Below are 20,942 nucleotides of genomic sequence, written 5' to 3'. Positions count from 1 at the left end.
TTAATTTATACTCTCGAAAAGATCAGGAAAGATCAAAATACAATAAAAAAAACAATAAAAAACAAATTGTAATCAAAAAGGACTAAAATATGTTCAAATACAATTTTCTTCTTAAAAAGAAAAAGATATTACTATCAACTTTAGGCTTGCTTACTATATCTAATTCAGCTACGTCAATCTCGGTATCCACCTTAAAAAGTATCGAAGGTTACCCACCTTATGTATCATTTGATAATGGACAAACCAAATCGGAGTATCTATCCCCTTTGTTGTCAATCACATTACCCAATGGTGAAGAAATCACTACGTATACTGATACCTCAACGAGTGAAAATCCGATTAAATTTGATAACGAAGATGTCAAGTTCTCCGATATAAAAACTATCGTCACATTGCCTGCGCAAAACGCGAATTACCCTCGACTACCTATTCAAAATATCATCCTCAATTCTAATTTTTGGGGTGATGATGACGGCGATTATAACCCAGTAATAACCGGCGATTTACGAGTAAACTGGACCGACGGTGACGGTAACGATCTTACCCATTTTGTTAAAAATAATGAAAATGCTGTATTAGATCCTTGTGATGCCCCTTTTAAGTTATTGGTATCTGCTGACAACGGCACGATCACTACGCAATATGGCATTCCTAACCAAAGTTCTTTTATCGGAGAACAACACGCTTATTATATGTACCCGAAAGTCGCTTCTGGGGTTAAATTTTGTTATGCACAACCAAATATTAATAATGAAAATGATATAGATAACACATGGGTTAGAGGCAAGGGTTTTACGATGAATGATACCGATAATCCGAAAAACAATTTTCCAACGATCGGATCTAACAACTTATTTTTCGACCTTAAACTTGCCGGTTTAAGTGTTGCTGAAGTTATTGATATCAACGGTACTAACGTTTCATCTCTTGGCGGAACAGGGGTACATTTAGTCTTAAGTGAGCATAACGGAAAATTGCGAGTGACCTTAAAAGGGCCTTCAGCTGCAAGCAATGGCGGTAAATTTGTACCTTCAGTTTTTAAATTGTACGCCGATCGCAACAAAACTAATGTATTTTATTCATTTTTTATTCAACGCTGGATGATCGCCTTCCCGGATGGCCCTTCAGAAAATTGGGCTGCTAGTTCTGATCGTTGTAATACCTTAAATGGTACATACCATCTACCGGCAGTATGGGATTTTACAAACTCTAATCGTAAAGTCGACGCATCCGGCAACCAAATTAACTGGGAAGAAGGTGTACCAGGAGTTGGCGAAATTTACCGTAGGAAGATTAGCTACCGAAACAGTGCGACTACCGAATGGATGGGTGGTATATTCTCTGAATGGGGTAAGGTAACCAGGGAATATTATCCGGATAGTGATTGGATAGTTTATGATAGTGATTATGGTGACGCATATTATTGGGCTGCGACCGTCCATAGTCCCAAAAATCATTACGTAGTTGAATCAGGAACTGGCGTTGTTGGTTTCAGAACCGACAGCTATAATAATTTCTTAAGCAGTTGTGTGGCTTGGTAATTATCGTTGTTGAGAAAAAACCTTATAGCAATTTTTGTTATAAGGTTTTTTTAAAGATAATTTAACAGTCTATTTTCTTTGTATAACCATTAATCCACTCACAAACTCAGCCTTATTGAATTGGTAATTCTTCCGCTTTGCTTTTTGTAAAAAGTCTATATACCAACGCGTATCTCACCATCGCTTTTAGCATGATTGACTAACTAATTAGGCAAACTTTATTAAGGCGCAAAGTTGTATTTTTAATTTTGTAAAATAACAGTGGAATATTAAACACAAGAGCAAAACCCTGAATTTGCTGGCGTATATCGCGATATTATTGACGTTGTCCCCATTGAAGAACAATAAAAATCGCAAGCACGATAAAGATATAAAACCTACAAAGAAGCTAGATTTAACCTAAAAACCATCCTAATTTTATGTTCTTAAATTTATAAAAATAAGGTTGTTATCAATAAATTTATTATTACAAGGAAAGGCTATATCTGATGTGGCAAGATAGTTCTAGCATCAGTAATACTATATAAAGACGGCATCAGGAGCTGGAAAATCTGCTCAATAAAATTTCAAAATCCTATCAGCATCACAAATTATAAAAAGACCTTAGTCGAAGGTTGGCAAAGCTTTATTGTATGTAAATTACACCTATGAATAATATTGTCGCTATGTGTAACTTATTAAATTAATGAAGAATTTATTAAATTGTTTGTTATAATAGACAATAGCCAATTCTATACAGGAAGTAAAATGTTTAAAAATTTATTGGCGCTCTCAATATCATTATTGACTCTAGTTGGTTGTCAAGAGCGACAAAAAGTTACTGCTGAAATGCTAGAAGGAACTTGGGATTGTAAAGTCGACGATAGTCGCGGTACAAGCTATCATTATTACGACTCAAAATTGAAAGGAATACAATCTTATACACTCAATAATACAGGTTATGTAGCGTTTATTGAGAAACAGGAAGAAGGATTCGCAGTAGAAACAAAATATTATGCGTTTATTGCGCCTATTTCTGCTGATAATAACTACGCAAAACTCAATGGTGCAATTGAATGTGAATCGATAGATCAAATCAATAATATTATAACTGAAATTGAGTATAAGTTTATTTCAAAAGATGAATTAAAAGAGAGTTCATTTACAAAATATGAACATTGTGATCCAAGAAGAACCTTTATGGAATTTAATATTGAAGCTACTTGTAAACGTGTACCTTGAATTTAACTTCCTTTTGCGTTTTTTTGTTGTAGGAAGATGCATCGTATTTTGAATTAAAAGGATTTTTAGAATAGCTGATGGTATAATAATATATTGAATAATTAGAAGATTAATATTGATTCGAATTAAGGATAATTTGGTCTTTACAAGGATGTACAAATAATGAAAATCAAAATAATAGTCGCTTTAGTATTTTTAATTAGTTTGATGCAAAATGCGTATGGGATTAGGTATCACAGAACTTATACCCCACGAATTCATACGCCTTATTATCATAGTCATCATTCAAGCGGTGGCGGAGAAGTTTATGCCACTATAGTTATCATTTTACTATTCGCCATGGCAGTTGGTTCTATTTTATATCATATTAACAAAAACTATGAAGAATCAAAGAAAAATAAAAAATTGGAAGAAGATAAACGTAAAAAACAACTTAATTCAGAAAGCAGGAAAGATAAAAAAGATTAAGAAAAAAGAAGATGCAAATTCATCAAAAAGATGTGCAAATAATTTGGGAAAGAATAATAAATTATATGTTATCTATTATTTATAGGATTGCATTATGATAATTCAGGGATGACGATATTTAACTTTTCCAGATTATTATTAATCTTTATCAATCGCGTGTATGGCTTTTTAAAATTAATAAAAAAAAGTTGAGGAGCGGGGTTTTTGAGGTTTAATTAGCGAGTAGTTCTTGCTGAATCGCATATATTGCTTTTTAAAATTGATGAGAAAAAAAGTTGAGGAGCGGGGTTTTTGAGGTTTAATTAGTGAGTAGTTCTTGAATCTTATCTTGTTTTTGGGTTAAAAATTGAATCTCAATCAAATTAGGCTATAATGCCGCTTTGTTTAAATTTTGTTATTTATGATGAATATTGGTTTTATCGGTGCGGGTAAAGTAGGTTGTACGCTGGCTAAATATTTTAAACACAATGGCTTACAAGTTGCTGGTTTTTATAGTCGTAATGTGGACCAAGCGAAAATCGCAAGTGATTTTATAGAGAGCAAAACCTATTTAACGTTACCAAGTTTAGTTGATGATTGTGATTGTCTCTTTTTAACGGTACCAGATAGTCAAATTAGTCTGGTTTGGCAGTCACTTAGTCAGTTACCTATCAATGATAAATGGATTGGTCATTGCAGTGGTTTACTAACTTCACAAATATTCACCATTCAACAAACTGTTCATCCACTCTCGTTTTCTTTCCATCCTTTATCGGCTATCTACGATCGTTTTACCAGCTATAAAAGCATGGAAAAAATATCTTTTACTTTAGAAGCTGATCCAACGCTATTACCGGCATTACAAAAATTATTGTCGCCTTTGAGTAATTCGATAGCGATATTATCAGCAGAGCATAAAGCGCTTTATCATGCAGCTTGTGTGATGTTGAGTAATCATGTAGTCGCATTAGCTCAAGTGGGCAGTGATATGCTAGAAAAATGTGGATTAGATAGCAGTTTTTGCCAACAAGCATGGCATACACTGTTTTTAGATAATGCTAAAAATATTTGTAATGTAGGACCAATCGAAGCATTAACTGGTCCTGTTGAACGAAATGATATCAAAACGATAAAACAACATCTTGCCAACTTACCGAATGATATTAAACCGTTATATCAACAACTATCGACAATATTAGTTAATATCAGTCGTCAAAAACATCCGGATAGGGATTATCATCAATTAGAAATGGAGCTGTTACCTTGAAAAATACAATTTTGACTTTACAACAACGCAAACAAAATCAAGAAAAGATCACCATGCTAACCGCGTATGACTATACGACAGCAAAATTGATGGATGATAGCGGTGTCGACTGTTTATTAGTGGGTGATTCATTAGGTATGGTTATGCTGGGTTATGAAAGCACAGTATCAGTCACTATGGACGATATGATCCATCACTCTAAAGCCGTAGCCAGAGGCGCTAAAAAAGCATTGGTTGTAACCGATTTACCGTTTATGTCTTACCATGCATCTGTTTATGATGCCGTGCATAATGCTGGACGATTGATACAAGAAGGGAATGCTCAGGCGGTGAAGCTTGAAGGTGGACAAGCATTTTGTGAGCATATTAAGATGATCGCTCAAGCCTCAATACCTGTCATTGCCCATATTGGCTTAATGCCACAATCAGTATTAGCATTAGGTGGTTACAAAGTACAAGGTAAAAATTATCAAGCAGCCAAAGCGATTATTTTAGATGCTTTAGCTGTTGAACAGGCAGGCGCTGCGGCAATTTTACTCGAATGTGTACCTGCTGATTTAGCTAAATTTATAACTGAACTTGTTAGCGTGCCTACTATTGGAATTGGCGCTGGTCATGGTTGTGATGGGCAAGTTTTAGTCTATCAAGATATGTTATCTATGTATGATGGTGTATCGTCCAAATTTGTTAAATCTTTTGCCCCAATGGGTGATCAAATGAAACAGGCTTTTGCGGATTATTGCCAAGAAGTTAAACAGCAACAATTCCCTGCACCTATTCATGAGTTTGCTATTGATGATGAGATCATGACCAAACTCAAATCTGAATTTTCAAACTAGCTTGAAAGGATAATAAACATGAAAGTTATAACCACTATCGATGAAGTTCGCGATCAGGTTAAATCATGGCGTAACAATGGCGAAAGTATTGGTTTAGTGCCGACTATGGGGTATCTGCATGAAGGTCATCAAAGCTTAATGGCTAGTGCTAAAAAAGATAATCAAAGAGTGATTGTTACCATATTTGTTAATCCAATGCAGTTTGGACCTAAAGAAGACTTAGCTAGCTATCCACGTGATTTAGAAAGAGATAAAAAAGCCTGTCAGCAAATGGGCGTTGATCTGATTTTTTGTCCGTCCGCCGATGAAATGTATGATGCGAATTTCAATAGCTATGTCAATGTTAATGGTTTAACTGATGCGCTTTGTGGAAAAAAGCGACCAGGACATTTTAAAGGTGTTTGTACGGTTGTCACCAAACTATTTAATATTACTCAACCTGATCGTGCCTATTTTGGACAAAAAGATGCGCAACAATTAGCCGTCATTCAACGAATGGTACAAGATCTCAATATTCCCATCGAAATTATTGGTTGCCCGATTGTGCGTGAAAGTGATGGACTGGCTAAAAGTTCGCGCAATAGCTATTTGTCTGAACAAGAACGCCTAGCCGCTATTTGCTTATATCGTTCAATTGAACAGGCTAAGCAAATGATCAAAGCGGGTGAAAAATCAGTTGCGACCATCTTAAAAGCCATGCAAAACGTTATAAATAATGAACCATTAGCTAAAATTGACTATATTGAATTTGTTGATTTTGCAACGTTAACCAATGTTGATGTATTAAAGCAAGATAGTCTATGCGCTTTAGCGGTTTATATTGGTAAAACTAGATTGATCGATAATTTTATTTATCATCATTAGCAATCCTTTTATTGAGATAAAAGATCGCTTATCGACAAGCGATCTTTTGTTTACCATATTCCTACCGTCTAGGAAAATCGATTTAATCAACGACTTTATTCGTCTAGCAATTTATTGTTATGTCTTTTTACTGTAGAATAATAGCCATTTTTATGCCTTGAATTAGGATTGATGCCTTTATTATGAAAAATACGACTTATAATCCACAAGAAATCGAACAGCCTATCTATCAACATTGGGAAGAAAGTGGTTACTTTAAGCCTAATGGTGACAAATCTCAGCCTAGTTATTGCATTGCTATTCCACCACCTAACGTAACGGGTAGTTTGCATATGGGACATGCATTTCAACAAACTATTATGGATGCATTAATTCGTTATCACCGTATGCAAGGTAATAACACGCTTTGGCAATCAGGTACTGACCATGCAGGTATTGCTACCCAAATGGTGGTAGAACGTAAAATTGCCGCTGAAGAAAATAAAACTCGCCATGATTATGGTCGAGATGCTTTTATCGAAAAAATTTGGCAATGGAAAGCTGAATCAGGTGGAAGTATTACTAAGCAGATGAGACGTTTAGGTGATTCTGTTGATTGGGATCGTGAACGTTTTACGATGGATGAAGGCCTTTCTAATGCTGTTAAAGAGGTTTTTGTAAGACTTTATCAAGAAGATTTGATTTATCGCGGTAAACGCTTAGTGAATTGGGACCCAAAATTACGCACAGCAATTTCAGATCTTGAAGTTGAAAATCGTGAAGTTAAAGGATCAATGTGGCATTTGCGTTACCCATTAGCGGATGGTGCGAAAACGGCAGATGGTAAAGATTATCTTGTTGTCGCAACGACTCGTCCTGAAACACTATTTGGTGATACTGGTGTGGCGGTTAATCCTGAAGATCCTCGTTATAAAGATCTCATTGGTAAATTTGTTATATTACCTTTTGTCAATCGTCGTATTCCTATTGTTGGCGATGAACATGCGGATATGACAAAAGGTACCGGTTGTGTAAAAATCACACCTGCTCATGACTTTAATGACTATGAAGTAGGGCGTCGTCATCAATTACCGATGATTAATATCTTTACCTTTGATGGTGAGATTCGTACGCAAGCAGAAGTATTTGATACTAATGGTGAGTCAAGCACCGCTTACTCAACTGAGATTCCGACACAATTCCAAAATTTAGAACGCTTTGCTGCACGTAAATTAGTTGTTGCAGAGTGTGAAGCTCAAGGTATTTTAGAAAAAATTGAACCACATGATCTCACCATTCCTTATGGTGATCGTGGTGGCGTGGTCATTGAACCAATGTTAACCGATCAGTGGTATGTTCGCGCTAAAGTCTTAGCTGAACCAGCAATAGCTGCTGTAAAAAATGGCGATATTCAATTTGTACCTAAACAGTACGAAAACATGTATTTTTCATGGATGAATGACATCCAAGATTGGTGTATTTCGCGCCAATTATGGTGGGGACACCGAATTCCGGCTTGGTATGATAATCAAGGTAATGTCTATGTTGGTCGTGACGAAGCTGAAGTTCGCCGTGAAAACGGTCTATCTGCTGATATCGAGTTATCACAAGATGATGATGTACTTGATACTTGGTTCTCATCAGCGCTGTGGACATTCTCAACCTTAGGTTGGCCAGAAAAGACCGATGATTTAGCGACTTTCCATCCAACGAATGTTCTTGTAACTGGTTTTGATATCATCTTCTTCTGGGTCGCAAGAATGATTATGATGACGATGCATTTCATCAAAGATGAACATGGCAAACCTCAAGTACCTTTCAAAACAGTTTATGTAACTGGCTTGATTCGTGATGAAGAAGGGCAAAAAATGTCAAAATCTAAAGGGAATGTTATTGATCCTTTAGATATGATTGATGGGATATCACTTGCTGATTTATTAGAAAAACGTACTGGTAACATGATGCAACCACAGCTTGCTGAAAAAATTGCCAAACGTACTGAAAAACAGTTCCCTAATGGCATTGAAGCCCACGGTACTGATGCATTACGTTTTACTTTAGCGGCACTGGCGTCCACTGGTCGTGATATTAATTGGGATCTAAAACGTTTAGAAGGTTATCGTAATTTCTGTAATAAACTATGGAATGCTAGCCGTTATGTATTAATGAACACTCAAGATCACGATTGTGGATTTAAAGGTGGTGATTTAGAGTATTCATTAGCGGATAAATGGATCTTAGCGGAGTTTAATCAAACGGTGAAAACATACCGCGAAGCATTTGATACTTATCGTTTCGATTTAGCGGCTAATATCTTATATGAATTTACTTGGAATCAGTTCTGTGACTGGTATTTGGAGTTAACCAAATCAGTATTAGCTAATGGCGAGCAAAATCAACAACGAGCAGCTCGTCATACGTTAGTAACAGTCCTTGAAGCACTCTTGCGTTTGGCTCATCCAATCATTCCATTTATAACTGAAGCTATTTGGCAAAGTGTAAAACCATTAATGGCCATCAAAGCAGATACTATTATGTTACAACCAATGCCAGCCTTTGATAGCAAATTAGTTGATAATAAAGCAGTTGCTGATATCAATTGGATTAAAGATGCCGTTATCGCTGTTCGTAATATTCGTGCTGAAATGAATATTGCGCCAAGCAAACCGTTACAATTATTGATCAGAAAAGCATCACCGACTGTGCATCGTATTATTAGTGACAATGTCACCTTTATAGAGTCTTTAGCAAGATTATCAGAAATTGTCTTGTTAGATGAAGGTGAAGCAGGGCCATTATCGGTAACCAAATTGGTTGATGGTGCAGAGCTACTTATTCCAATGGCTGGTTTGATCAATAAAGATGATGAGCTAGCTCGACTTCAAAAAGAAATAGCTCGCATTGAAGGCGAAATTGCACGTATTGATAACAAGCTTTCCAATGCTAGCTTTGTTGATAAAGCACCAGCAGCTGTAGTGGCTAAAGAGAAAGAGAAACAACAAGGCTATGTTGCTGACAAAGCTAAATTACAAGAGCAGTATGAAGCAATAAAAAGTCTTTAAGGACATCAATAAAAAACCTCTCATATGAGAGGTTTTTTTATGATTAAAACTTGTAACCGACACCGAGCATTACAACCCAAGGATCGAGTTCGTATTTTGCCGTGACTTTAGTATTACCTAAATGAGTTTTAGCTTTAGTTTCAATATCGATATAACGGACTTGCGCGTTAATTAGCCAATTCTCATCTAAAGAATAATCAGCACCCACTTGTGCAGCCCAGCCCCAGGAATTATCTAAGTCTAAGCCATGAAAGCCTGCTTTCTTAGCTTCACCACTAAGTTTTTCATCAAAAAAGAAAGTATAGTTAACACCAAGGCCAACATAAGGTTGGAACTCATAGCTACTATCAAGCGGATACCACAGTGCGCTCAATGTTGGTGGTAAATGTTTAATTTTTCCTAAATGAGCACCGGATAAACCAGTAGAATTACCACCGCCAAGTTTCACTTGATGACTAAAAGGTGTGGCACCTAATAATTCAACAGCAAAATTATCAGTAATCATATATTGAAAATTCAGGCCTAGTTGCGTGTCATTATCGGCTTTAGCCTTAAGATCACTCTTTGCACCACCTACTTTAACATGATCACTTTTATCTTGAGGATGAACATAGACAGGACCACCACGGATGATTATTTGGTCGGCACTATGCGCCAGAGCGGCTGAGCTTGCTAATCCGAAAGTAACTAGCATAGCAATTGACGATACTCTCATTTTTATCTCCTTATTATATTTATATAAACTGCTAACTGAGCGTGATATATGCTTCATTAACAGACCGTTCTTTAATATAAAGCTTAAAAGGATTACCTAAAGGTATTGATGAATATCTTAGCACCATAACATGAGTAATGATATGGTAGATTTTTTAGATGAATTAATTAATAGTGCTTTTTGTTCAATTGATTCAGATTCAATAGGTCAATTTGATTTAAATTCGCTTTTGATGACGCCAAAGCCACTTGCCACTGATAAGTCGATGATAAAAGAAGATGCTTCGTATAATCCAATCTAAGAACATACCAAACCAAACACCAATCACACCAAAGCCGAAATAAACACCAAAAATATAGCCCACTACAATACGGCACATCCACATACTGCCGATAGCGACCCACATGGTATAGCTAGCATCTTTGGCCCCTTTAAAACCATATGGTAAAACAAAGGATGACGCCCAGAATGGGGTAAATAAGGCATTAAACCAAAGTAAATGTTTGGAAATTTCGATAACTTCCTGATCATCGGTATAGAGCGAACTTAATAATCCAGCAAACGGAATGGATAAAAATGCTAAAAAGCAGAGTAATAAACTGGTTAAATGAAAGATATACTTAAGTTGCCGGGTTGGTTGATAGATTTGCCCCATACCAATGCGCTTACCAACGATTATGGTTGAGGTTGCGCCAAGTGTTCCACCTGGCAAATTAAGCAATCCAGCAATTGAAAACGCGATAAAGTTTGCCGCAATAGTCGATGTGCCCATGCCAGCAACAAAGGTCTGCGTGAGTAATTTTCCTATATTAAACATTACCGACTCAACGCTAGCCGGAATGCCAATCCCTAAAATATCAATCAGTATCTTGCCATTAAACGAATGAAAATAACTGCGAAGTGGGATAAATAATGCCCGGCTTGGTTTGATGGTCAACACCAACAAAATAAAAAACATCCCACAATAACGAGATGTAGTTAAACCAATACCTGCACCGATAAACCCAAGTCCTTGCCAACCGAAAGCACCATAAATTAGTACATAACTAATCGATAGATTCAGAATGTTCATAAGGATATTTAGATACATTGGAATTTTAGTATTGCCAGCGCCACGCAAAGCGCCACAACCAACTAAAATAAAGGCAAGGGCGGGGTAACCTAAAACGGTTAATCTTAGAAAGGTTAGTGTTAATTCCTTAACTTCAGGATCAGCCTTACCGGCAATAATCTCAACAATCCAATAGCCTGAAAACTCAACGAACAAAAATAGTAAAATTGAGATTATTACTAATAGCGTAATAGATTGTCTTGCTGCTACTACCGCTTTTTTACGATTATGTCGTCCTAAACTAAACGCGACTACGACGGATGTTCCGAGTGCAACCGCCATAAAAAAGGACATCACAATCATATTAAAGCTTTCGGCCAAACCGACGGCAGCCATCTCGGCCTTACCAATCCAACTTACTAAAAAAGTACTGAATATACCCATTAAAATGACAGACAAATTCTCAATCAGAATTGGCATTGCTAAAGGATATATTTCGCGCCAAAATAGCACATTGTTTGAACGTCGTTTTTTATAAAGTTGAAGATTCTTCAATCGACTTAGAACATCCAATTTAAGGCCTAAAGTTTTATTCGATAATTTGTGGCTATTATAACGCCTTTATGTGATAAAAATGAAATTATGTTTTAAAAAAATGGCTATCAATTTTAATTGATATAATACTCAACATTGTCAGTGCATTGTCTCTTTAATCTATGATATTTAAGATTAAAAATTAAATGATTAGGTAATTTTAGAGCTGCTTATTGCTGTTTCTCTAGAGAACTTGTTATAAGTGGTGCTTGAAGAAGATGCTTTTTTCTAAGTAACTAAATCTTAATCACCAAATTATAAAAGGATGAAATTTTCACTACACATTTATAGTGATTATGTAAAAAGATAGCTTATCTTTATATGATTTCAGTGCGTGAAGATCAAACTTGATCCATTAAAATATGATTTGGCTATAGTAAAATTTCAATACATAATTAAGTAAAGGTCATAAATCTTTTTTAAGTGTTTAAAAAGTAATGTTGAAATAAGAAGAGATAATCACAAAAAAAAGTTGAGGAGCGGGGTTTTTGAAGCTTTAATTTTCTTCAAAAAGCGATCTTTTCGCCTTAAACTTGAACGCTTTTTCAGTTCGCTATATTATAGCTGCCTTATTTTCCATTATTTACTTAAGCAAACGTTAAAGAGTACGAATGTTAATCAACGCCAAAGATATTCTCGAAAAATTAAATCCTCATAATAAAGTGAATTATGATTCAATTTTAAAAGAAGTGATTGCTGATTGGCAGTTGGCATCGGCTCGACCTAAGTTGTTAATCCATAGTTGCTGTGCACCATGTAGTACTTATGTGCTGGAATATTTAGCACAGTATGCTGATATCACGATCTATTTTGCCAATTCAAATATTCATCCCCGCGTGGAATATGAGTATCGCAGTGTCGTTCAACAGAAGTTTATTGCTGACTTTAATCAAAAGACTGGCAACCAGGTGCAGTTTTTAGAAGCACCTTATCAACCGGCTGAGTTTATTAAACAGGTAGAGCATTTGCGTGATGCGCCAGAAGGTGGTGAGCGGTGTCATCTTTGTTATAAGATGCGGTTAGATTTGGCGGCGATTAAGGCGCAAGAGTTGGGCTTTGATTATTTTGCTAGTGCGTTAACGCTGAGTCCTAAAAAGAATAGTCAAAAAATCAACCAACTTGGTTTCGAAATTCAGGAAATTTTTTCAGTTAATTATTTACCTTCCGATTTCAAAAAGAATAATGGTTATAAGCGTTCTATCGAACTTTGTAAGGAGTACGATGTTTATCGTCAATGTTATTGCGGTTGTATTTTTGCTGCAAAAGCACAAGGTGTCGATCTGAAGAATGTAATTGCTATCGCTAAGCAAGGGCTGGAGAAAGTATAACTCGATATTGATCCTCTTCAAAACATCCAAAATGTCATTTCCCTAACAAATTGATTAAAAATCTGAAAGATTTCGCTATAATAATTTTATAAAAGAAGAATAATAATTATTTGTAATCCTATTATTGGTTAAGTCTAATTTTGCAAAATGTGAGTTTGTTTATGCCAAAAATATATAGGCTTGGATTGGATGTGGGTTCTACAACAGCTAAGTGTGTTGTACTCGATGAACAGGATAATTTTATTTATACCAATTATGTTCGTCATAACACCCATATTGTTAATACCGCTTTATCCCTGTTAGATGAAATTAAACAGCAGATTGGTGATGATGCTATTGTGTCGGTTAAGGTGACAGGCTCTGCTGGGATGGGGATTTCTGAGAAGGCCGGTATCGCTTTTATTCAGGAAGTTGTAGCAGCATCGGAAGTGGTACAACGCAAATATCCTGAGGTGCGAACTCTAATTGATATCGGTGGGGAAGATAGTAAGATGATCTTCTTTTTTCCTGATCGTCCGCCCGATATTCGTATGAATGGGAGTTGTGCTGGAGGAACCGGTGCCTTTATCGATCAGATGGCAACTTTACTTAATACCCCTGTGCAGGAATTTGACCTGCTTGCAACCAAACACGATAAAGTCTACCCCATCGCTTCTCGTTGCGGTGTGTTTGCGAAAACCGATGTGCAAAATTTAATTAGCCGTAATGTTTCCAAAGAAAATATTGCTTACTCTGTTCTACATGCAGTTTGTATTCAGTTAGTGAATACGCTAGCGCGTGGTTATGATATTGTGCCAAAAGTGATGCTGATTGGCGGGCCGTTTTCATTTATTCCAACTTTAGGCAAAGCCGCATTAGAAACGTTAAAGTTAAATGAGGAACAAATTGTTACTACAGAGCATCCTACGTTATTGTCGGCTTGGGGAGCGGCAATCCATGCTATTGAACGTAGTGAACTTACTATCAATGATTTCATTGATAGGCTAAGTGCGTCAAATAAGATTCAAGTCAATCAATCTTTTCGCTTAAAACCGTTATTTAACCAGTCGCTATCATTTAATGATTGGCAACAAAAACGCAAATATATCGAAATTCCTCGCCTAGCTTTAACCTCTTATCAAAAGCAAAACGCCTATTTAGGTATCGATAGTGGTTCAACAACGACTAAGATTACGCTAATTAGTGAGAATGATGAGCTACTTTTTACCTATTATGCACCCAATAATGGTCATTCAATTAAGGCATTAATTAAAGGGCTAACGGTACTTAAGGATGAGATTGAGGCATCTGGTAAAGAGATTGTAATTGTTCGTACTGGTGTTACTGGTTATGGAGAGGAGTTGTTGAAAGCAGCTTTTGCCATCGATGATGGTTTGGTTGAGACAATGGCTCATTTTGCCGCGGCTAAACATATCGATCCTAAGGTGAGTTTCATCATGGATATTGGCGGTCAGGATATGAAGGCCATTTTTATAGCCAATGGCGTGGTAAATCATATTGAGCTTAACGAAGCTTGTTCGTCAGGTTGTGGTTCATTTATTGAGACTTTTGCTAAATCCCTTAATTCCAATACTATCGATTTTGCTGATGCAGCGTGTAAATCCAATAATCCTTGTGATTTAGGAACGCGTTGTACGGTATTTATGAACTCTAAAGTGAAACAAGCACTACGTGAAAATGCGACTGTTGGGGATATTTCAGCTGGACTTGCTTTTTCGGTGATTAAAAATGCGATTCATAAAGTGCTTAAGCTTCATGATATGCGTAAGCTTGGCGATCATATTGTGGTTCAAGGCGGTACTTTTAAGAATCCTGCTGTGTTTCGTGCTTTAGAGCAGTTAACTGGTGCTCAAATCGCTATGTCCAATATTCCTGAATTGATGGGGGCTTATGGTGCAGCGCTAGTTGCGAAAAATCATTATATAAATAATCAAACACCTTCGCAGTTTATTGGCTTAGATAATCTACAGAAAGCTGAAGATAATAAAGCTAAACCTTCATGCTGTAAGGGGTGTGAGAATAATTGCGATATTATGATTTATCGCTTTGCTAATGGTCAACGTTATTATTCCGGTAATAAGTGTGAGCGATTTTTAAGCAATAATCAGCATCAAAATAAAAATGCATTTAATATGTTTGATTATAAGAATGCGTTGTTATTCGATAGAGCTAATACGCATAATGTTGACGCTAAACTTCATATCGGAATCCCTCGTGTTTTAGGGCAATATGAAAATTTTCCATTCTGGCATACGTTGTTAACTAGAAGTGGAATAAATGTGACGCTTTCACCCTATTCGACATATGATCTTTATGAGAAAGGGGCAGGTACCGTGATGTCAGATAGCATCTGTTTTCCTGCCAAACTTGTTCATGGCCATATTTTGGAGTTGATCGAGCAGAAGGTTGATCGCATTTTTATGCCGATGGTGGTATTTGAGTCTGACCATTTTGATAATGCAATTAATAGTTATAACTGTCCGATTGTGAGTAGTTATGCTGAGGTGATAAATAGCGCGATCAATCCAAAGACGAAATATAATGTGCCGTTGGATTATCCAGTAATTAATTTTAGTGATCAGAAGTTACTGAAAAAAGGATGTATCAATTATTTAATGTCGCTCGGTATTCCTAAAAATGTGGCGAGTCAGGCTTTTGCAGATGCACTAGTTGCTCAAGCTGAATATAAACAATCACTGAATAAAAAAGCTGTTGAGGTGTTGAATAATGCTAACGAGACTGGTCGTTATGTGTTTATTTTAGCGGGTAGACCTTACCATAGCGATAGTTTAATTAATCATAAAACACCTGAGATTTTAAATGCGTTAGGTTGTGATGTCATAACCGAGGATTCCGTGTTGGGTGAAATCAGTCGATTATCGCCAGAGTTACAAATCTGTTCACAATGGAGTTATCCAAATCTATTGTATGCAGCAGCAAGTTTTGTTGCTGAGCAACCAAAAAATATTCAGTTTGTGCAACTTAATTCTTTTGGGTGCGGTCCTGATGCAATTGTTACCGATGAGTGTAAGGCGATTTTAGAATCCAAAGGTAAAACATGTACGATTATTCGTGTCGATGAGATCACCGCAACTGGCTCAGTACGTTTGCGTTTGCGTTCGATTATTGAATCAATCCGTATGAATCATCAACAACCATTAAAAATAGTTAAGCGTAAAAATACGACTATTTTTGCTAAGCAAGACAAACAGCGCCGTACTATATTGGCGCCATTTATTTCAGATTTTTATTCTCCATTGTTACCTCCAATTTTTGCTTTGTCTGGCTATAAGCTTGAAATCCTTCCAAAACCAGACAAAAGTTCGGTCGAGTGGGGACTTAAATATTGTAATAATGAGATTTGTTATCCAGCAACGATTATTGTTGGAGATATTATTAAAGCGCTAAATTCAGGTAAATATCAGCGTGATGAAGTGGCTATCGGTATTACCCAAACAGGAGGCCAGTGCAGGGCGAGTAGTTATCTCTCTTTAATTAAGAAAGCAATGATTAGTAATGGTTATGAAGATATTCCGATTGTGTCGCTAAGTACAGGTAATATTAATGAAATCGAACAACCAGGCTTTAAACTTAACTGGCTCAAAACATTACCAACAACTTTTTTTGCTATGCTGTTTGCCGATTCGATTTCAAAGATGTTTTATTCGATTGCGCCTAGAGCAAAATATAAACAGCAAGCTAATCAGTTAAAAGAACTTTATATTAGAAAGTTACAGCAAATTATCAATCAACATAAAGGCAAAAAGGCGATCTTTTTGCTGTTAAAAGAAGCTGTCGATCATTTCAATCAAATCGAAACCTTAAATAAAGATTGCCCTCAAATTGGAATTGTTGGGGAGATTTATGTCAAATATAACGGTTTCGGAAATCAAAATAGCATAGATTGGCTAGTTGAACAGGGAATAGAACCGGTTATTCCGCCAATGATCGAGTTTTTTGCTCAGTCTTTTGTTAACTATGATAGTAATGTTGATAATTATATTATCAACAAGAGTTTTGTTGCTTATTTTGTCCACTTTTTTGAAAAAGTAGCGCAGAAGTACATTGATCAAACTAATCAGATTTTATCGGGCTTTAAATATTATCAACCATTCCACAATATTCGTGATATGGCGACAAAAGCGGAAGAAATTCTTAGTTTAGCTAATCAATATGGTGAAGGTTGGTTAATTCCAGCTGGTATTATGACTTTTGCTCAACACGGTATTAATAATGTGATTAGTCTACAACCTTTTGGCTGTATTGCTAATCATGTTGTTTCAAAAGGGGTAGAGAAACGTATGCGTGACCTTAATCCAAAACTTAATTTGCTTTATTTGGATTTTGATGATGGCGCAGGTGAAGTTAATGTGCTTAACCGTTTGCATTTTATGGTGAGTTCATTAAAGTATACTTATGATAACTAATGATTTGAAGTCGGCTAATAAATATCTAATAAAAAGTTAAAACAGTTTAGCCGATTTTGATATGTTAATATTGCCATCAATTTCTACAGTAATTGATTAAAAGAATAAAATCATAACGACGAAATAGGGCTAAAGATTTAGGTCTAAGAATAAACGTTGCTAAAATATATTTAAAACTCATCACAAAAGAACGAGAGCTTGAACGACAAAAAAGAATAATTGATCATACGAAAAATTGATGTTATCACGATTGTAATCATGTATAAAGAAAAAGCATCTGATATGAGAGTATTTAGATCAGAGCTTCAACGTATGATTGGTGATTTACAACAAGGAGATGTTATGATAGCTGGAGTGGATAGGATCATTCGTTTACCCATCGATGAAGCACTAGGGTTATTTGACTCAAGTAAAGAAAAAGGGCAAAACTGCGTACACCTAATATCTTAGATTCATCAGAAATATAATCTGAAACATGTGGTGTAACGAGAATAGTTATAGATTCAATGCAAGACTTGTTGTTAAAAATATTATTACAAGTTGCTTTGGGCGATTATCAAATTAGAAGATAACGATAAATGAGGGGTTAGCAATTGCTAAAGCGCATGGAAAATATAAAGGGCGTTAAGCTAACATCATATTACATAAAAAATTATTGAACAGTGAACTTCTGGCATGAGTATAAAAAAGACCGCAGAGTTATTGAGTTGTAGTCTATCTACAGTAAAAAAGTATGGTCAAAATATAAAAATCATAAAATTTAGGAGAATATATGACTACTATCATGCACAAAGATGTATTAATCGAAGTTACAGCTGGTTGTCTAGGTCGATTGTTTGCTGAATATAAAGATAGACTTTCAGAAAAAGATTATTTAGATATTAGGCTTAATCTCGTTAAAATTCGTAAACAAATTTATTCTTCAGAATGTGAAGATTTAGATTTTTATGTAATGTTAGATAAAATTAAAGATACTTATGATGAAGCAGAAAAAAGATTGATCAATACACCAAATAATGAATAAGGAAAAAGTTGTTAACGGAATACACTAATGAACATTTTTGACTTAGCAATAAAAGAAGGATTCAGCTCCGACGATGCCCAAAAATGTCAAAAAGCATTCGATGATCTATGGGAACAAAAACAAATTGAGGCTAAACCAATTCTTGAGCCGTCAGCATATATTGTGGGTGGGCAACCAGGAGCAGGCAAGTCGGATTTATTAAAACTAGCTGAAAAAGAAACAAATAATAACATCATTATAATTAATCCGGATGAATACCGTATGTTCCATCCAAAATATAAAGAAATTCAACACCAATATGGAGATGAAGCGTCTAAACATACGGGGCTATTTTCCGGCAGTATAGCAAATCTTATAAGAGATAAAGCGATTAGTGAGAAATATAATTTTGTTATTGAAGGAACTTTTCGGCGAGAAGAAATACCATTATCAATGGTTAAACAATGCAAAGAAGCTGGTTACAAAATAAATATACTAATTAAAACATGTCCACAAAAAGAAAGCTGGGAACATGGCTGTTTACAACGATATAATTTAATGAAAGAAATTGTAAAACGTTTCAACATAAGGGAATATCCTCGATTTGTGGAAAAATCATTTCATGATAGTGTTGTAAATGTTCTAACTGAACGTGTTGTTAGTGTTTTTGAACAAACTAAATCTGATATAAATTCTTTTAGAGTATTTAGTCGTGAAGGGTTGATTTTTAATTCAAAGTTAGATAGGGGATGTATACTTCATAATCGAGTTAACAATGAAATTAATCGGGAACCTAATACATTTATACTGACGTTTAGTTATGAAGACAAAAAACAGCCTGACAAATTGTTAATGAGAATTAATGGTGTTGATGGACGAGAATATCTAAATGATTATCCTGAAACGTTGTCTATTTTATTAAAAAATAAATCATTATCAAATTATTCTGAAGAGTTACAAAGTTGCTTATTAACTAATGATTTTAATAAAGGCTTACTAAAAGATATGACAATAAACAAAGATGGACAATTAATTGCTCAACACTTAACTCAATCAAATCAAAATGAATCTGATTTTAGCCTCTAAGCGCCAACAAACTTAAAATATATTTTACAGTTTTAGACTATTGTTAATTTTAAAAAATTTCCCTATTTTTTAAAAACTGTTGGTCTATCAGTATCTGGTATCGTTGTAAACTATTGTTATCTTGAAATATAGTTAATAAAAAAGAATTGTTAAATGAAATCAGATTAGCTCCAGTTCTTTTATCGATATAAATTATTCCATTATCAAGATGATTATTGTAGTTGACAGTAATACCTTGTTTCTTTAAATCATCGATAACATTTTTATAAATGCTTTTGGTTATAATTCTTACTCTCACCCCCCTGTTGTTTGCCATTTTAATTCTATCTAATAAAGCTAAGTCAAAAGAGGGGAGTATTAAATCAATTTCAAATTGAGAATTATCTATCAACTCGCTAATAGATGAATTAATCTGTGAGTTATCTATCAAAAACTCAGAATGATAATTAACTCTGTCCACAACATTTCTTAATCTATTTTTTTCACTCTCTATAATATTAACAACAGGTTCAAGTTGCGATTTACCGCCCCAAAATTGCAACAATATAATAATGAAAATAACAGTACCCCAGACTTTTACAAAGTCATTATTGAAAAGTTTAGTTAAAAAATTCATTACAATTTCATTCCATTATTTTGCTTTTCACCATGTTGATGATTTTTACGTGCATTGCAATGCATGTAAGATTTCAACGAGTCGTTTTTTGTCATTTAAAATATTTGTAGGCTATATTTCTCACTTAGGTGGGCTTGTACAAACATTTTAGTTACATCATAAAGTACTTCAACTCTATTTTGCATATTTTTGAGTCTTTGTCACCCCTTCTATTAATGAATTGGAAGTTGAGTATTTTTTTCATCTTGATAAGCTTAATTAAATCTTAATAAGATTTCTTAATTATATTAAATAAAAATAACGCAGAAATTTACTGAGGATAACTCAATAGGATACAAGCTGAAGCTTGTGTTTTACTCCTGTGAAATTTTGAGTTATCACTAGCTAAATCGAATTTTATTTTTTTTTAGGGTTGTAAGTTCTTCTGGCAATAAGTACTAATTCATAACCACATGGTTTAAGATATCTTTTTAATGTTTCAATTTTGGGATTACCTCTATTGCCGTTCTCTAAATTAGATACATTACCTATTGAAATATCAGTACTCAGACTGATATCTAACACACGTAAATTAGCTTTTAATCTAACGTTTTTCAATTTTGTTAAATCATTAATAATAATGTCATCATTTTTAATATTTCTAATATTCACTGTCCTTATCCTTATTTAAATTAATTAAATTAATTAAATATCTATTTCATCTAATAAAATTGATGTGTTTTCGATATTACAATTAACGTGAAAATTAAATATCCAGTTTTTAAAACTATCGTTATAAATAAGTGTATCTATCGGTAAATTGAATAAATTTTTAACTTTTTGTTTTGTATTAAAAACATGAGTTACTGTTGTGTTAGCTAAACGTGCAATTAATTTTGATTCAAATTTAAATATAAGAAACC

General features: G+C 34.9%; 17 protein-coding genes. 12 read left to right on the top strand and 5 right to left on the bottom strand.

The window, feature by feature from the left end; translation table 11 throughout:
• The first annotated feature begins 89 nt into the window (after positions 1–89).
• From A9G07_RS04350 to A9G07_RS04320, 7 genes are all read left to right on the top strand, one after another.
• Positions 90–1,541 (top strand): hypothetical protein, encoded by a 1,452-nt coding sequence (locus A9G07_RS04350; protein ID WP_065734188.1) that lies wholly within the window; start codon positions 90–92, stop codon positions 1,539–1,541.
• Between the two features lie 747 nt (positions 1,542–2,288).
• Entirely contained in the window at positions 2,289–2,762 is a 474-nt protein-coding gene (locus tag A9G07_RS04345; RefSeq protein WP_065734187.1) for a hypothetical protein, read from the top strand.
• Between the two features lie 162 nt (positions 2,763–2,924).
• Positions 2,925–3,230 carry a hypothetical protein gene (locus A9G07_RS04340; RefSeq protein WP_065734186.1) on the top strand — a complete coding sequence of 102 codons (306 nt, stop codon included), beginning with the start codon at positions 2,925–2,927 and terminating at the stop codon, positions 3,228–3,230.
• A gap of 400 nt (positions 3,231–3,630) precedes the next feature.
• Positions 3,631–4,476 (top strand): Rossmann-like and DUF2520 domain-containing protein, encoded by an 846-nt coding sequence (locus A9G07_RS04335; protein WP_081303348.1) that lies wholly within the window; start codon positions 3,631–3,633, stop codon positions 4,474–4,476.
• Entirely contained in the window at positions 4,473–5,315 is an 843-nt protein-coding gene (panB, locus tag A9G07_RS04330) for a 3-methyl-2-oxobutanoate hydroxymethyltransferase (RefSeq protein ID WP_065563502.1), read from the top strand. The genes A9G07_RS04335 and panB overlap by 4 nt, the downstream gene beginning before the upstream one ends.
• An 18-nt stretch (positions 5,316–5,333) precedes the next feature.
• Positions 5,334–6,179 (top strand): pantoate--beta-alanine ligase, encoded by an 846-nt coding sequence (gene panC / locus A9G07_RS04325; protein ID WP_065734184.1) that lies wholly within the window; start codon positions 5,334–5,336, stop codon positions 6,177–6,179.
• Between the two features lie 182 nt (positions 6,180–6,361).
• The gene (locus tag A9G07_RS04320) at positions 6,362–9,220 is read left to right on the top strand and encodes a valine--tRNA ligase (RefSeq protein ID WP_065734183.1); all 2,859 of its coding nucleotides are present in this window, start codon (positions 6,362–6,364) and stop codon (positions 9,218–9,220) included.
• A 43-nt stretch (positions 9,221–9,263) separates the two neighbouring features.
• On the opposite strand, the gene A9G07_RS04315 is transcribed toward A9G07_RS04320, so the two are convergent.
• Both A9G07_RS04315 and A9G07_RS04310 read right to left on the bottom strand, forming a co-directional pair.
• Positions 9,264–9,935, bottom strand: coding sequence for an OmpW/AlkL family protein (locus A9G07_RS04315; RefSeq protein WP_065734182.1), 672 nt, complete (start codon positions 9,933–9,935; stop codon positions 9,264–9,266).
• 217 nt (positions 9,936–10,152) lie between these two features.
• Positions 10,153–11,541 carry an EmmdR/YeeO family multidrug/toxin efflux MATE transporter gene (locus tag A9G07_RS04310; protein ID WP_305082835.1) on the bottom strand — a complete coding sequence of 463 codons (1,389 nt, stop codon included), beginning with the start codon at positions 11,539–11,541 and terminating at the stop codon, positions 10,153–10,155.
• Positions 11,542–12,191: 650 nt separating this feature from the next.
• Here A9G07_RS04310 and A9G07_RS04305 point away from each other — a divergent pair.
• The 5 genes from A9G07_RS04305 (at position 12,192) to A9G07_RS04285 (ending at position 19,424) form a co-directional block, all read left to right on the top strand.
• Positions 12,192–12,908: an epoxyqueuosine reductase QueH gene (locus A9G07_RS04305; protein ID WP_065734181.1), complete on the top strand. Its 717-nt coding sequence runs from the start codon at positions 12,192–12,194 to the stop codon at positions 12,906–12,908.
• Positions 12,909–13,069: 161 nt separating this feature from the next.
• Complete coding sequence (locus A9G07_RS04300; RefSeq protein WP_081303347.1) at positions 13,070–17,335, top strand: acyl-CoA dehydratase activase-related protein; 4,266 nt, start codon at positions 13,070–13,072, stop codon at positions 17,333–17,335.
• A gap of 282 nt (positions 17,336–17,617) precedes the next feature.
• Positions 17,618–17,785 (top strand): hypothetical protein, encoded by a 168-nt coding sequence (locus A9G07_RS11990; protein ID WP_176713949.1) that lies wholly within the window; start codon positions 17,618–17,620, stop codon positions 17,783–17,785.
• A 322-nt stretch (positions 17,786–18,107) separates the two neighbouring features.
• Positions 18,108–18,359 (top strand): hypothetical protein, encoded by a 252-nt coding sequence (locus A9G07_RS04290; protein ID WP_065734180.1) that lies wholly within the window; start codon positions 18,108–18,110, stop codon positions 18,357–18,359.
• Positions 18,360–18,386: 27 nt separating this feature from the next.
• The gene (locus tag A9G07_RS04285; RefSeq protein WP_065734179.1) at positions 18,387–19,424 is read left to right on the top strand and encodes a zeta toxin family protein; all 1,038 of its coding nucleotides are present in this window, start codon (positions 18,387–18,389) and stop codon (positions 19,422–19,424) included.
• Between the two features lie 49 nt (positions 19,425–19,473).
• Here A9G07_RS04285 and A9G07_RS04280 read toward each other — a convergent pair whose 3' ends face one another.
• The 3 genes from A9G07_RS04280 to A9G07_RS12065 form a co-directional block, all read right to left on the bottom strand.
• Positions 19,474–20,040 (bottom strand): phospholipase D-like domain-containing protein, encoded by a 567-nt coding sequence (locus tag A9G07_RS04280; protein WP_065734178.1) that lies wholly within the window; start codon positions 20,038–20,040, stop codon positions 19,474–19,476.
• 396 nt (positions 20,041–20,436) lie between these two features.
• The gene (locus A9G07_RS04275) at positions 20,437–20,691 is read right to left on the bottom strand and encodes a helix-turn-helix domain-containing protein (protein ID WP_065734177.1); all 255 of its coding nucleotides are present in this window, start codon (positions 20,689–20,691) and stop codon (positions 20,437–20,439) included.
• A 33-nt stretch (positions 20,692–20,724) separates the two neighbouring features.
• On the bottom strand, positions 20,725–20,942 hold a 218-nt coding region (locus A9G07_RS12065), incomplete at its 5' end, for a hypothetical protein (RefSeq protein WP_218059995.1).

Origin of the sequence: Gilliamella sp. wkB72, from assembly GCF_001693745.1 — a bacterium.
GTDB lineage: Bacteria > Pseudomonadota > Gammaproteobacteria > Enterobacterales > Orbaceae > Gilliamella > Gilliamella apicola_E.
This window is presented reverse-complemented; position numbering and strand designations above follow the sequence as displayed.

Bases quoted from the DNA above. Each gene is read 5' to 3' on its own strand.
- A9G07_RS04315 (WP_065734182.1), bottom strand. From the start codon at position 9,935: ATGAGAGTATCGTCAATTGCTATGCTAGTTACTTTCGGATTAGCAAGC.
- A9G07_RS04290 (WP_065734180.1), top strand. From the start codon at position 18,108: ATGACTACTATCATGCACAAAGATGTATTAATCGAAGTTACAGCTGGT.
- A9G07_RS04350 (WP_065734188.1), top strand. From the start codon at position 90: ATGTTCAAATACAATTTTCTTCTTAAAAAGAAAAAGATATTACTATCA.
- A9G07_RS04335 (WP_081303348.1), top strand. From the start codon at position 3,631: ATGATGAATATTGGTTTTATCGGTGCGGGTAAAGTAGGTTGTACGCTG.
- A9G07_RS04345 (WP_065734187.1), top strand. From the start codon at position 2,289: ATGTTTAAAAATTTATTGGCGCTCTCAATATCATTATTGACTCTAGTT.
- A9G07_RS11990 (WP_176713949.1), top strand. From the start codon at position 17,618: ATGAGAGTATTTAGATCAGAGCTTCAACGTATGATTGGTGATTTACAA.
- A9G07_RS04340 (WP_065734186.1), top strand. From the start codon at position 2,925: ATGAAAATCAAAATAATAGTCGCTTTAGTATTTTTAATTAGTTTGATG.
- A9G07_RS04285 (WP_065734179.1), top strand. From the start codon at position 18,387: ATGAACATTTTTGACTTAGCAATAAAAGAAGGATTCAGCTCCGACGAT.
- A9G07_RS04320 (WP_065734183.1), top strand. From the start codon at position 6,362: ATGAAAAATACGACTTATAATCCACAAGAAATCGAACAGCCTATCTAT.
- panC (WP_065734184.1), top strand. From the start codon at position 5,334: ATGAAAGTTATAACCACTATCGATGAAGTTCGCGATCAGGTTAAATCA.
- A9G07_RS04280 (WP_065734178.1), bottom strand. From the start codon at position 20,040: ATGAATTTTTTAACTAAACTTTTCAATAATGACTTTGTAAAAGTCTGG.
- A9G07_RS04305 (WP_065734181.1), top strand. From the start codon at position 12,192: ATGTTAATCAACGCCAAAGATATTCTCGAAAAATTAAATCCTCATAAT.
- A9G07_RS04300 (WP_081303347.1), top strand. From the start codon at position 13,070: ATGCCAAAAATATATAGGCTTGGATTGGATGTGGGTTCTACAACAGCT.